Annotated in this window: 12 protein-coding genes; 5 read left to right on the top strand and 7 right to left on the bottom strand. The window is 35.3% G+C overall.

The window, feature by feature from the left end; all coding sequences use genetic code 11:
- Positions 1-365: 365 nt before the first annotated feature.
- Together Q5794_RS09165 and Q5794_RS09160 are read right to left on the bottom strand one after the other, a co-directional pair.
- On the bottom strand, positions 366-575 hold the full coding sequence (locus Q5794_RS09165; protein WP_374989000.1) for a hypothetical protein: 210 nt from the start codon (positions 573-575) through the stop codon (positions 366-368).
- A gap of 1 nt (position 576) precedes the next feature.
- Positions 577-942 carry an MEDS domain-containing protein gene (locus Q5794_RS09160; protein ID WP_374988999.1) on the bottom strand — a complete coding sequence of 122 codons (366 nt, stop codon included), beginning with the start codon at positions 940-942 and terminating at the stop codon, positions 577-579.
- Between the two features lie 121 nt (positions 943-1,063).
- On the opposite strand from Q5794_RS09160, the gene Q5794_RS09155 reads away from it, so the two are divergent.
- Entirely contained in the window at positions 1,064-1,297 is a 234-nt protein-coding gene (locus Q5794_RS09155) for a hypothetical protein (RefSeq protein WP_214987695.1), read from the top strand.
- A 597-nt stretch (positions 1,298-1,894) separates the two neighbouring features.
- Here Q5794_RS09155 and dhaK read toward each other — a convergent pair.
- Both dhaK and Q5794_RS09145 read right to left on the bottom strand, forming a co-directional pair.
- Positions 1,895-3,658, bottom strand: coding sequence for a dihydroxyacetone kinase subunit DhaK (gene dhaK, locus Q5794_RS09150; protein ID WP_374988998.1), 1,764 nt, complete (start codon positions 3,656-3,658; stop codon positions 1,895-1,897).
- 1 nt (position 3,659) lies between these two features.
- Positions 3,660-4,793 (bottom strand): glycerol dehydrogenase, encoded by a 1,134-nt coding sequence (locus Q5794_RS09145; protein ID WP_214987691.1) that lies wholly within the window; start codon positions 4,791-4,793, stop codon positions 3,660-3,662.
- 306 nt (positions 4,794-5,099) lie between these two features.
- Here Q5794_RS09145 and Q5794_RS09140 point away from each other — a divergent pair, with 306 nt between their 5' ends.
- Positions 5,100-6,140 carry a PocR ligand-binding domain-containing protein gene (locus Q5794_RS09140; protein WP_374988997.1) on the top strand — a complete coding sequence of 347 codons (1,041 nt, stop codon included), beginning with the start codon at positions 5,100-5,102 and terminating at the stop codon, positions 6,138-6,140.
- Positions 6,141-6,365: 225 nt separating this feature from the next.
- On the opposite strand, the gene Q5794_RS09135 is transcribed toward Q5794_RS09140, so the two are convergent.
- Together Q5794_RS09135 and Q5794_RS09130 are read right to left on the bottom strand one after the other, a co-directional pair.
- Positions 6,366-7,172, bottom strand: a complete 807-nt coding sequence (locus Q5794_RS09135; RefSeq protein ID WP_192997423.1) for a carbon-nitrogen family hydrolase — start codon at positions 7,170-7,172, stop codon at positions 6,366-6,368.
- Positions 7,173-7,183: 11 nt separating this feature from the next.
- Complete coding sequence (locus tag Q5794_RS09130; RefSeq protein WP_374988996.1) at positions 7,184-7,843, bottom strand: MBL fold metallo-hydrolase; 660 nt, start codon at positions 7,841-7,843, stop codon at positions 7,184-7,186.
- A 102-nt stretch (positions 7,844-7,945) separates the two neighbouring features.
- On the opposite strand from Q5794_RS09130, the gene Q5794_RS09125 reads away from it, so the two are divergent.
- Positions 7,946-8,323: a helix-turn-helix domain-containing protein gene (locus Q5794_RS09125; protein ID WP_214987688.1), complete on the top strand. Its 378-nt coding sequence runs from the start codon at positions 7,946-7,948 to the stop codon at positions 8,321-8,323.
- Between the two features lie 491 nt (positions 8,324-8,814).
- On the opposite strand, the gene Q5794_RS09120 is transcribed toward Q5794_RS09125, so the two are convergent.
- On the bottom strand, positions 8,815-9,135 hold the full coding sequence (locus Q5794_RS09120; RefSeq protein WP_328244784.1) for an IDEAL domain-containing protein: 321 nt from the start codon (positions 9,133-9,135) through the stop codon (positions 8,815-8,817).
- Between the two features lie 542 nt (positions 9,136-9,677).
- Between Q5794_RS09120 and Q5794_RS09115 the strand changes: the two genes are divergently transcribed.
- Together Q5794_RS09115 and Q5794_RS09110 are read left to right on the top strand one after the other, a co-directional pair.
- Positions 9,678-10,607 (top strand): DMT family transporter, encoded by a 930-nt coding sequence (locus tag Q5794_RS09115; RefSeq protein ID WP_374988995.1) that lies wholly within the window; start codon positions 9,678-9,680, stop codon positions 10,605-10,607.
- 50 nt (positions 10,608-10,657) lie between these two features.
- A complete protein-coding gene (locus tag Q5794_RS09110; protein WP_192997428.1) occupies positions 10,658-11,218 on the top strand; it encodes a cysteine dioxygenase family protein in 561 nt (186 codons plus the stop codon).
- Positions 11,219-11,513 lie beyond the last annotated feature (295 nt).

Genomic DNA, 11,513 nt, shown 5'->3' with positions numbered 1-11,513 from the left:
GCATGCGTCTTTTACGCTGGTGAAGTTTTACACGTATCTCGGCTGAACTCCGTTAAATAACTAAAAAGCCACCGAGTGGTATCAGTGGCTTAGGGAAGTCCTCATTACTAATCATTCTTATTGCTATTCCGATTTAACCAAAATTTCAAGAATAAATAAGGCTGGTTAGAATCACCCTCTATAGAAGGTGACAGATGGAATAAGCTAAAGATGAGGTTAGAAAAAAACCAGATAAGCAATACGAAGCTCATATAAGCTTTCTCAAGGATAATTTAAAGCAGCTAATCAGGAAGAGACATAAGAAACAAGGAAAGAGCTTATGGTGGTAAATAAACTGAATGAAAGAAAGAGAATCATTGATTTCTTCATTTCAAATCAGTTAATGGTCGGTATTGTTCAGAGGTAATTAAATCACCTTCCATGAGAATATAAGGATGTGTTTCCATCAAAATAGTTTTGAGATACTCTGGCATCCTCTCTCCTTTGTATGCACAAATTAATGGGAATGAGCGTTTATTCACCGCACTATCGACTATTTTTTCAAAATCTTCGATTAGATATAAAGGATCTTCCATCTTACTTACTCCATTCTACATGTGCCCATGATCTGAAAGGAATTCTATTTTCTAAGTAGGGCTGAACGCTCTTATTAAAATAATTAGGAATGGCAGGAGGATGATAACTACCACTTGAATAATAGAAATCGAAGTTATTTATACGATGTATCATTTTCATTTGACCCGTGGTCAATAGTGTTTTCAAATAATTATGAATGAAGAGATAAAAACGGTCAATTTCAATAAGAAGAATGAAATCTCCAGCAAAAATCCCCTCTTGGATATAACTTACAACTTGTTGTATATAATTTTCTTGCTGGTCGTAGGAATAAAGTATATGAACACTCTTTTGTTCTGCAAACAACTGATTCATTTTACTTTTCAACACATAACCCCTTCTTTCTTCTCTTTCTCATTATACTGGGATTATCGTAGCTAACATTAATAAGTAAGCCTATTTATGTTAGAGTGTACATAGAAACATGTATGAGTTTGGAGGCAAGGTCATGAAACGTGCAATAGGGATATTTCTTATTGCTCAGGCTTTATTAACGTACTTAACTATTAAGATGATTTATACTCCGTTTATCGTTAGAACATTAGATAGAGATACTGGAGTTATGACAGTTTCATATAGTTTCCCTTTAATGTACTGGTTATTTTTTACAAATTCAGGCATTATGCTTATAGTGGGAACGTATTTAGTTTTTGCTAAAGAAAAAAAACAGATCTTTAACTAAAGGTCTGTTTTTTTATTTCTACCGATAATACGTTTTATGGTGCGACAAGAAGTCGCTTTTATATAGCGTGGCTCACGTACGGTTCTTAGGGGAGTTAGGGGCAGCGATGCCCCTCGCTTACCCGACATAACTAGATAACCATTGAAAAAAATAAATATACTCTGCTTTTCCATACTGATCACTTCCCTTTTTCAGAGTACTAATATCAGCATGTTTAAGTTTTAGAGATTGCTTACAAGTGAATTCAAGATTTCCCACCAGCACCTCATCAGTATCTTATTGTTAGTTCAATTGTGACTCTGGTTCTACAGATTCTATCTTAGATGCCTCTAGAAGAATAATATCGCGCCAACTTGAGGGTATTGAGATACGCTAAAGGATAGTGGTTATTGTACTTTCTTACCTATGCTTTCAACAGACTAGAGCTAGATATCTGTGCTCTGACTTCTTTATTCATACATTTCCACTAATCTCATATTAAGCCAGTTACAGCTTGTCCTTTTTAAACCATAAAAAATCCTCCTCCAAATATAATGCAACACCCACTTTTAAAGAGTGCTTTTCTTACACTATATTTGGAGAGGATCATACTAAAGTTTATTTATTTTCTTGCATTACTTGAGCTAATTCAGTGAAGATTACGCCCAAACCATGTGCACCCGCGTCTGGATAACCAAGACTTCTTTCTCCAACCGTACCGGCGCGCCCCATACGTGCAACAATCTGTTCGGTTGATTTTGCTCCTTCAACAGCAGCTTCTGCTGCTTTGACAAGAGCATATTTCAAACTTTCACCTTCAACAGCACTTGATGTTAACGCATCTGCATAAGGTACTAAGGCATCGATTAAAGTTTTATCTCCCACAACAGCTCCACGTCCAAAAGAACGTTCTCCTGTTGCTTGAATTCCTTTTACAGACGCTTGGACCATTTCAGCAAGTTCTGTTAAAGTCAGTTCGGTTTTAGATTCAGTGTTCTTTCCATCCGCACGAAATGCTGATCCCCAAATAGGCCCTGATGCTCCACCACAATGCTCCATGATAACGATGGAACAAGCCTCTAAGAAGTTGCCAATATCATTTGATTTATTTTCTAGAATTTCGTGCCATTCAGCTTTCAACTGTTTGAACCCTTTAGCAACACTCATACCAAAGTCTCCGTCACCAGCATGGGAATCTAATTCACAGAATGGTACTTCATTTCTAATAATACATTCACTCATTTGGTCAACCATAAAAATAATATTATTCAACGTCAATCGATTTTCCGTTACTACGGAATATTCTTTGTTGGTTTGCACCTCATAAGACACTTTCGGGGCCTCCGCGGTACCGATGATTTCATCATAAGTGACAGCTGGTACTTCACCTTTGATTTTTAGCGCAGGAGTATCGCACTCTTCAGATAAGAGACTCTTTAAGTTTTCATCTAATTTCATAACCGAAATAGAAGCACCCGCCATATCAATGGCTGTCATATAGTTTCCGACAAACGTTCTTGCAATCGTTACGTTTCTACGTGACAATTCACGAATGACAGAATGATTTAATAAATATAGTTCTTGAAGAGGTGTGCTTCCAAATCCATTAATTAGAACAGCCACTTCTCCATTTCCATCTTCTATCCCTACTTCTTTTAATAATGACGTTACCGTACGCTCTGCAAGTTCGTCTGCTGAAATAATTTTTTCACGACGGATACCAGGTTCTCCATGAATGCCAACGCCAAACTCCATCTCATCTTCTGCAATCTCGAAAGTAGGAGTTCCTTTAGCAGGAACTGTGCAGGAAGTTAGTCCAAAGCCAATGCTTTTGACATTCGCAATAGCGTTTTCTGCTGCCTCTTTCACTTTTGGTAGATCATATCCGCGTTCTGCTGCAGCACCTGCTATTTTATGAACAAGAACAGTACCAGCCACTCCCCGTCTTCCAACGGTATATAAACTGTCCTGTACAGCAATATCATCATCTACTTTTACATAATCCACTTGAATTCCGTCTTCTTCTGCTAGATAAGCAGCATTCTTGAAATTCATCATGTCACCACTGTAGTTCTTAATTACTAGTAAAGTTCCCTTATCGCTGGCTATTTCTTTAATGGCTTGATAAATCTGTATTTGAGAAGGTGAGGCAAATACATCACCACAAACTGCTGCATCTAACATACCCTTCCCAACATATCCAGCGTGGGCAGGTTCATGTCCACTGCCGCCCCCACTAATTATACTTACTTTATTTTTATTAATTTGCTCTTTTTTAATAACTTTATATTTTTCAATTAAATTCAATTCAGGATGTGCTAGAACCATTCCTTTACACATCTCAAGGACGACATCTTCTGGTTTATTAATAATTTTTTTCATCTTATATTAACCTCTTCTTATAATCATTTCCAATTTGATCTGCTGCAAGGATAGCTGCAGCTACTGACTCTGGAGTAACAGGGAATGGCATAGAATAGATAGATTCCTCTGGGATACAAGCTTTATTGGCTACTTCCATTAACTCTTCTTGTGTAATTTGTTCCACTCCAATATCAGCAAGACAAACTGGGAGTCCTACTGCTAAACAGAAATCTAGCACTTCTTCTATTTCCTCAGTTGGCGCATTTTCCAATACCAATTGTGCTAATGTACCAAAAGCTACTTTTTCACCATGGAAGTAGTGGTGTGCACTTTCTAAAAGAGTAAGTCCATCATGAATCGCATGTGCTCCAGCTAATCCGCCACTTTCAAATCCTAATCCTGATAATAAGATATTGGCTTCAATAATGTTTTCTAAGGATGGAGTAACAACATTATGATCGCTTGCAGCTTTTGCTTTAACTCCATCCTCTAATAGAGTGTTATAACAATGTTTTGCTAAAACTAATGCTGCATTTGTACCTTTTGCTGGTGAACATAAGTCCTCACGTACTCCACAAGGTAATCCAGCATTTACACTAGAGAAAGAACGTGCTGTTGCTCTTGCTTCGAAATAAGTGGATAACGCATCCCCCATACCAGATACTAAGAATCTAGTAGGTGCATTAGCAATTACTGTTGTATCAATTAATACAACACTTGGGCTTTGCTTAAAGTATGCGTAATCATCAAAAGCACCATCTGGTGTATATATAACTGCGGAATGACTTGTAGGTGCATCTGTAGCAGCGATTGTTGGGACGATAATTAATCCCTCTCCCTCTGCCACACATTTTGCTGTATCAATTGCCTTACCACCACCTAAACCAATTGTACAATCACAGTTGTTTTCTTTTGCTATTTCCTGCAATCTAGAAATTTCTGGTCTTGAACATTCGCCATTGAATCCGCCTTCAAAAAATGTAATACCATATTTTTCTGCTGTTGCATCTAATTTGTCTTGTACACGTTTAATATCTTCAGGATGTGCTATTAAAAGTGCAGAAGTACCAAATGTTTTCACGAAATAACCTAGGTTTAAAATCTCATTTTCACCTTGAATGTATTTTGAAGGACTAATAAATGCTTTCCTCATAAGTAAAACCTCCTAATTAACTTTGTAATCCCTTACAATTGGAATTTTACTATCTTTTGTCCAAGATTACATTAGTCTTAAATGACGAGTTTTTACAACCTTTTATCGTATTTTTTTGCTCTTTTCATTTAATATGGTATTATTATGACATTATTTCAGGTGAAAATCCTACCAAGTTCATGTTGAGCAGAGATTAACTTTATCGCTAAAAACTCTTTTATTTCATGAACTAAGGAATAAAGAAAAAGTATTCTCAAATAGTTGATTTAAACTACCACAAGGTAAGTAAGGGAGATAAAAACATCATTGAAAACTACTTACATGAATTTAGATAAAATACTAGATTTAAAAAAGTGGCGAAATCTTCAAGATTCGCTTGCGCTTGTTACAAAATTAGCGATTGTCACGGTTAACTATAAAGGAGTGCCAATTTCTCAACACAGTGGCGTACGTCCATTTTGTGAGGCTATGCGTAAAAATCCTGATACAGCAAAACTTTGTGAAAAGTGTGATGCGAGGGGAGGATTAGAGGCAGTCAGAACCAATGCCCCTTATATCTATTTATGCCACTGGAATATTATTGATATTGCCATTCCCATTATAATTGATGATAAATATGTAGGTGCCATCATGGCGGGAGAAGTGAAAATTAAGGATGGTGAAAAACATCCTCCCTTGGAACAAATGCTTACTGTTCCATCTAAGGGATTTGAACAGAATTTAAATAATGAGGAAATACAGCGTCTATATGATTCTATCCCTACTCTATCCTATACAGAAATTAATGACGCTGCTCAAATGTTATATAGGCTTTGTAACTACATTGTAGAGGAAGCTATGAATAAAAACTTAATTTTAGAAGTATATGAAAAGATGGCTCCAGTAAAAGAGGACCTCTCTACTGAAGATATTTCTTACGGTTATTCCCTAGATAATATTCAAAATATAAAAAAGGAATTAGCCAATACGGTTACTAATGCTTACGTAAAAACGTCTATTAACGATCATTTAGTTTGTAAAAACAAAGTATTACAGCCAGCCTTTGACTACATTTATAAACATAAAAGGGAAAAAATATCTCAACAAAAGATGGCTGATTTATGTCACATTAGTACAGGTTATTTCAGCCGTATATTTGTCAAAGAAACGGGTATGAATTTTTCTATTTTTATTTCGCTGAAAAAAATAGAATGGTCCAAACAATTATTAGAAAAAACGGATTTGTCTATCGCTCAGATTAGCGATGAATTGGGTTTTAACGATCCCGGGTATTACATCAAGACATTTAAAAAATATGAAAATATAACTCCTAACGTCTATCGGAAATATTATCAAGAAAAGCTGTAGAGTTTTCAGTACTGACGTAAGAAATATATAACTTTTCCATACTGATACTAGTACTCTAAAAAAGGATGTTCTCAGTATGGAAAAGCAAAATCTCTTTTATCGGTTTAGCTCCTAATCCCTTAACAGATTCACTTCTGATATTTTAATCAAAAAAATCGTTTTGGGGTTCAGTTCATCAGACACAGTGGCTTTTTTGTCTTTACGCTATAAATAACATATAAACCTCTATTCCGCACGCTTATAAACATCCGGTCTCAGGTTTTTAAATATTGGGATGTTTTTTTGTTGTTCTGTAACTTTCTGTAGATGGATCTCCGCTGTTATGATTTCTTCTTGGTCTCTCCCCTCTTCTACAATGTTTCCATTTGGATCAATGACCATTGAATGTCCCGCGTATGTGTTGCCTGCATGATTTTTATGATTCACCTTCCCCACGCTGTTGCATGCAATGACGTATACACCATTTTCTATAGCTCTTGCCTTCAACAGTGTTCTCCAATGGTCTATATTTTTGGTAGTCCATTGTGCAACGTAGAATATAACTTTTGCACCTTGAGACGCTGGATAGCGTGTAATTTCTGGAAAACGTAAGTCGTAACATATAATTTGACTAGCTTTAATACCGTTAATTTCAAATACTTCCGGTACTTCATCTCCGCCGGTTAAATAATGATGTTCATCTAACATCGGCACAAGATGTATCTTATCTTTTTGGTAGAGTAGCTCCCCTGTTTTTGATACCGCAAAGGCTGTATTATAGATGTTGTTATGCCTTTTATTCGAAACTGAACCTGCAATGATATTCACTTGATGTTTAGTTGCTAAACTTTGGATAAAAGGAAAAGTTCTCTTTAAATCAATGTCTGCTTTTTCTGCTACATTTTTTAAATCATAACCAGTATTCCACATTTCAGGTATCAGAACAATCTCCGTATCTATATCCAGCTTTTCTTCAAATAAGGAGTTAATACGGCTTTCATTTTGCTTAACTTCTCCTTCTATAATCTCCATTTGAAATAATTGTACTTTCATGTTTCTCCCTCTTATTCATATATAAATTTATAAATAGAATATAAATCATTATTGTATTTGACATCTTCACCATGTGAAGAAGAAATAATAGACGGTTTAATTCTGTCTATAATTCGTCCACTATTAATGTTTTCGTTCATATCGACTGTAAACTTTCGAATCGGTGGATGTAAGGATTCAGCATTAGAAAAGAATAAGTCTCCAGTTAGCAGCACATTGTCATTTTTATGGTGGTATATTACATGTCCGGGCGTATGACCAGGTGTTAAATATACATCTAAAGGTAACGTTTTAATGATGTTGTCACTTAGACTTTCAACTTGATGTGCCACGCCTGTTGTTTCTTTTTCTACCTTGTTTGGATAAGGCTTTTCACCATTGATAAACGGAGTTTCAATTTCGTGGGCATAAATAGGAATATTTAAATGGTCTTTTAAATACCTGGCACCATTAATGTGATCTAAATGACCATGTGTCAGTAAGATACTGTTAGGGATGCCTAAAGATTTTGCTGCATTCAACTGTGCATACGCATAGTCTTCCATTCCGGTATCCATGATATAAACATCCTCACCATTCACTACATACCATGTACTAATCTTAACTGGAATACCAACGACGGTTTCATAAGTGAGCTTATAAATATGTTGGGAAATTTGAACGAATTCCAATTCATCCACCTTCTTCTCATTTATTTGATATCATAAGTTTAATAAGAAAAAACAGGCGTAACAAGAAGGCACAAATTTGTTACTACCCATTGAGGTGAGAAAATGTCAGACTTTAAAAGTGATCAATACGGTGCTTGTACGTTAACTGTAAAGCAAGCCTGTCCAATTGAATTAGCGATGCATATTATGGGCGGTAAATGGAAAGGCATTATTTTATCTTTATTATCAAAATCACCTATGTACTATAATGCAATGCGGCGTGAAATACCGGGTGTTACTCAGCGCATCCTTACACTACAGCTTAGAGATATGGAAAAAAACGGATTAATAGAAAGAGAAGAAACAAATGATAACCCTAAAAGAGTTTTATATTATTTAACAGAGCTTGGAGAAAGTTTTATCCCAATACTTAAATCTTTAGAACAATGGGGCAATGCTTATATAAGCAAGCAGGAAGAAGGATTAAAAGAATCTCAATAATTAAGAAGAATCCCTCACTTTATTCCTTTAATATTTAACATGAAATCAAATCTATCGTTCATATGAGCATACATTTTTAGTTACCATAATAAAGTATTGGGATAGGAATAAGTTCTAACTCTAAGCAAGAAAATATATATCAATTGAATACTATAAAAGATTTACCAACTTATATTTAAATTTAAAAGGCAAATATCACAAACAGCCTTAGTTGTCATAATGTAATATAAATCAAAAATTTCTATATTTCGTAAAAGTAATTGGGTGGTTGCACAATTCCAATATGTGAACGTAAATTTGCTAATAGTACAGTAGTTATGCGTAGTGGACTAGTAAATATCAGCGAGAGGAAACCTGAAACAGTCTGTCTTCTAAATAAAGAAAATGATGATGCATGAGAGTGGATAATGCCTTGTAAAAGACGTTCTCTTCTTATGCATCCATTTTAAATATAATAATAAATAAACGTTAGAGGTCTCTGTTCAAGTTACTTAAAAAATCTGCCCCCCAGCGTTGGGGATTTTACTTTTTACCCGTTGAGCATGTTGTAATTTATTAGAAAGAGAAAGAAACGCTTCTTTATTCTGTGCATCAAGTGCTTCGTTTATTTTGAAGTTCAAGTAATTAATCTTTAGGTCCAAATCTGAAATAGAGCAAATACTGCCCTTAATATGTAATTCGTGAATATCGTCTACATAGATAAAGAACTGAAATTCGTTATTAATATCGATTAAACAATGCCATCCTAAGCAATCGACGTACTTGCGGTTGTTTGTAATTGTCCAAACATCTCCTTCACGGAAGTTAATCATATGTCGATGCTGCTGTTCTGGACAATAGCATCCTACTTCATGACAAAATGTTTATCCATAGCCGATTCTCCTCTATTTCCTTCTATTTTGTTAAATTTCCTTTTTATTATAAATACCAACACAATTATAATTGATATTGATAATCATTATCATTTTATATGATGTTTATGATCGATGTCAATTGTGTTTTGGTTACTCTTACCTGTTCTCGTACAAAAGTTTTATGACTTACAATTAATACATATAAATAGAGAATACTGTGCACCTTTTAAAATTCTGAAAAATCTTTATGAAAGTTGGCGTTGTTATTTTTGGTAACAGACCCTTTGGAATTTAGTCTATATATGACTATAAACTCCCAAATTTAGTTTTTTATAAATGATATCTATAATTGCTTTAATGAAGATTAAAAGATAGTGATAACGATACAAATACTAAAGTTTCTACCATTTTTTTTAGAATGGCATGATTTTTTCATTTTCCTTTAGAAAAGGCATATGTTAATAGAAGATACTTTTATTGTTGAAAGGAAAATTGTGCCTATGATTGCGTCAAAGGTTAAATTTGCTGCCTCGTTATATGCAATAATGTCTATTAGTTTTTGGGGAGTCTCCTTTGTCTCTACCAAAGCTGTCTTAGATAAGCTTGATCCATATACACTCCTTGTCCTTCGGTTTGGAATTGGGGCACTTTTTTTATTGGTATTATTAGTGCTAAAGCGATATCCATTAAACATTCCACTTAAGTATATTCCTCATCTGATTGTGTTAGGTATCCTTGGGGTGTTTGTTCACCAAGTGATTCAGGCAACAGCACTTCTCACAATAAATGCTTCTGCAGCAGGGTGGATCATTTCGTTTTCTCCCGTATTTACGGTCATTCTCTCAGTATTTTTTTTACATGAAAAGATGACCGTATTAAAAGCATCAGGGATGATTGTAGCCATCATTGGGGTTCTGCTGGTGACCACCGCTACCAATCAGCAGTCCTTTCAGCCCTCAATCAATGTTGGTTACTTGTTAATGATCTTAAGTACGTTAAATTGGGCAATCTATTCTGTCCTATTAAAAAGGTTACATATCCAGCTTCCCTCTCTTGTTGTTACGTTTTATATGTGTTTAATAGGATTTACTCTAACGACTCCCTTTCTCGTAAGGAATAAAGGATGGGAGATGATTCCTTTTTTAACAAGGGTTGAGTGGGCTCATTTATTATTTCTCGGTGTATTCGTTTCAGGTGTTGCCTATTGGTACTGGGCAAAGGCATTAGAGGTTTTAGAGGCGTCCCAGGTATCTGTGTTCCTTTATTTAGAACCAGTAGCGACATTGATAACAGCCATTCTACTGTTACAGGAAAAGATTATTCCCGTAAGCATATTAGGAGGCATCATAATTATAATGGGAGTCATTTTAGTTAATGGAAGATTACTAACTTTTCTAAGCTACTTGCCATGGAGAAACAAGAATTTGTAACTATATTGAAACTACCAAATTTGCTCTACTCATAAGGAGGTAATCTTTGTATGAGCTTAATTAAACAGGTAAAGAACATTTTAGATAACTTGAATTCCCCTACCAAATTGGAATTGAGAGAAGCTCTTTTGGCTTTAGATCTAAATTTTAATGAGTTAAAGCCACTATTGCAGTCGGCAGAAGACAAGCCATATTACAGAAAGCTTCTCTACCAAAATGATGAAGTAGAATTACTCGTTATGAATTGGTCGGGAATAGAGTGTGCTCCTCACGATCACGGTCATTCATATGGATGGATCCAAGTAGTGAATGGCACAGCTATAAATACCGTTTACGAAGTGAAAGAAAACCAAATGCCGGAAGAGCTGTTTTCCCAGTATCAGGGCGAAAGAAGAATTTTTTTTGCTCCTAAGAAAGGAGTACATAAGATGAATAGTGCAGAAGATACGAGTCTCGTTACTCTTCACCTCTACTCTCCACCGATTAAAGAGATGATGGTTTATGATTTAAAAACATGCGCTGCTTGCATTGTGTCGGATGATTGTGGAGCATGGTGGCCAGATCATCTTCGTCAAAGGGTAAGAGAGATTCAATTAAAGAAGAGAGAATGATGTTTATTGACCCTTATAATATTTCTCATGCAGAAGCAAACCAACTGTAAGTCCAGCCAAAGGAAGTGCATCATAAGATTTTCTCCCTTACAGCTGTTCAGCTACCTTAGTAAGAAAACTAAGAACAGAAATTGTTGATTTATCCGCACATCATCATGTAGAGTTTAACATAACCCACCTTGAAGATTTCGCTGAGAGATTGCACAATATTTTAGATGGTTACGAGAATAAGATATAGTAAGAAAATCTATAAAAGCCCAGCTAATATGATAACAATATTAACTGAGCTTTTGTT

The sequence above is a fragment of the Priestia megaterium genome (assembly GCF_041941685.1).
Classification (GTDB): Bacteria; Bacillota; Bacilli; order Bacillales; family Bacillaceae_H; genus Priestia; species Priestia megaterium_C.
Note: the sequence above shows the minus strand (reverse complement) of the source record. Positions and strands in the feature narration are given on the sequence as shown.

Bases quoted from the DNA above. Each gene is read 5' to 3' on its own strand.
- Q5794_RS09165 (WP_374989000.1), bottom strand. From the start codon at position 575: ATGGAAGATCCTTTATATCTAATCGAAGATTTTGAAAAAATAGTCGAT.
- Q5794_RS09155 (WP_214987695.1), top strand. From the start codon at position 1,064: ATGAAACGTGCAATAGGGATATTTCTTATTGCTCAGGCTTTATTAACG.
- dhaK (WP_374988998.1), bottom strand. From the start codon at position 3,658: ATGAAAAAAATTATTAATAAACCAGAAGATGTCGTCCTTGAGATGTGT.
- Q5794_RS09145 (WP_214987691.1), bottom strand. From the start codon at position 4,793: ATGAGGAAAGCATTTATTAGTCCTTCAAAATACATTCAAGGTGAAAAT.
- Q5794_RS09135 (WP_192997423.1), bottom strand. From the start codon at position 7,172: ATGAAAGTACAATTATTTCAAATGGAGATTATAGAAGGAGAAGTTAAG.
- Q5794_RS09125 (WP_214987688.1), top strand. From the start codon at position 7,946: ATGTCAGACTTTAAAAGTGATCAATACGGTGCTTGTACGTTAACTGTA.
- Q5794_RS09120 (WP_328244784.1), bottom strand. From the start codon at position 9,135: ATGATTAACTTCCGTGAAGGAGATGTTTGGACAATTACAAACAACCGC.
- Q5794_RS09115 (WP_374988995.1), top strand. From the start codon at position 9,678: ATGATTGCGTCAAAGGTTAAATTTGCTGCCTCGTTATATGCAATAATG.
- Q5794_RS09110 (WP_192997428.1), top strand. From the start codon at position 10,658: ATGAGCTTAATTAAACAGGTAAAGAACATTTTAGATAACTTGAATTCC.